Origin of the sequence: Leptolyngbya sp. CCY15150 (assembly GCF_016888135.1) — a bacterium.
GTDB lineage: Bacteria > Cyanobacteriota > Cyanobacteriia > RECH01 > RECH01 > RECH01.
This window is the reverse complement of sequence record NZ_JACSWB010000082.1, coordinates 1-828: the sequence shown is the minus strand read 5'-3', so window position 1 is coordinate 828 and position 828 is coordinate 1. Positions and strand designations below refer to the sequence as shown.

At 55.1% G+C, this 828-nt stretch carries 1 protein-coding gene; it reads left to right on the top strand.

The genetic code is table 11. The features are described 5' to 3' along the window. The first annotated feature begins 348 nt into the window (after positions 1–348). Complete coding sequence (locus JUJ53_RS00600) at positions 349–780, top strand: hypothetical protein (RefSeq protein WP_204150054.1); 432 nt, start codon at positions 349–351, stop codon at positions 778–780. Positions 781–828: the final 48 nt, after the last annotated feature.

Below are 828 nucleotides of genomic sequence, written 5' to 3'. Positions count from 1 at the left end.
GCAAACGACGTGCCCAGCGCTACTGGCAACTGACCACTGACAAAGAAACCCTACCGTCGGCCTCAACTTGGATGGTGATGACTTGGGTTGATGGGATGTCTTACAAGCAGGTTGGAGACCTCTATGGCTGGTTGACTGACAAAAGTTGCCCACAAAGGGCTGGGTGCTTTGCTACAAGGTATTTTGGGCGATTGAGGCAGGGAGAGGGGAGCCAGTGTTCTAAGCTTAGATACCACTCAAAACCGTGAACACTGTGAAAAAAACTCCCCCCTCTACAATGCCCTGAGCACCTGGCTAGGTCAATCAGTACCTTGGGCACACCGAACTCACTTAACCGCCTGTCTGTGGATGGTGTCAGCCTTAATCCAACGGGGAGAGGTCAGTCTCACCCGATGGCTCCCATACCTTCCCTGTCGTGGGAAGCAGGCGCAGAGCAAACAGCGTCGGGTGAGCCGGTGGCTACACAACAGCCGTATCAATGTCCATCGCCTCTATGCACCGCTGATTCAGACCGCGCTGGCCTCGTGGGAGGAAGACTGTTTATACCTGAGCTTAGACACCTCGATGTACTGGCAGGAGTACTGCCTGGTGCGCCTGGCGGTGGTGTATCGCGGTCGAGCCTTGCCGGTGGTGTGGCGAGTGTTGAAACGACGCAGTGCCTCGGTCGCCTTGAGCGAGTATCGGGAGATGCTGATTCAAGCGGCGCATCGCTTACCCGATGGGGTCAAGGTCAGCAATTCTCAGTATGACGATTCAACTGGTATTGGGCGGGATGTTTAGCTCTAGACCTTCCAGCATGAAGGTGAGCAGATGATCCCAACTGTCGAA

Excerpts from the sequence above, each read along its gene's own strand:
- JUJ53_RS00600 (WP_204150054.1), top strand. The coding sequence starts at position 349 with ATGGTGTCAGCCTTAATCCAACGGGGAGAGGTCAGTCTCACCCGATGG.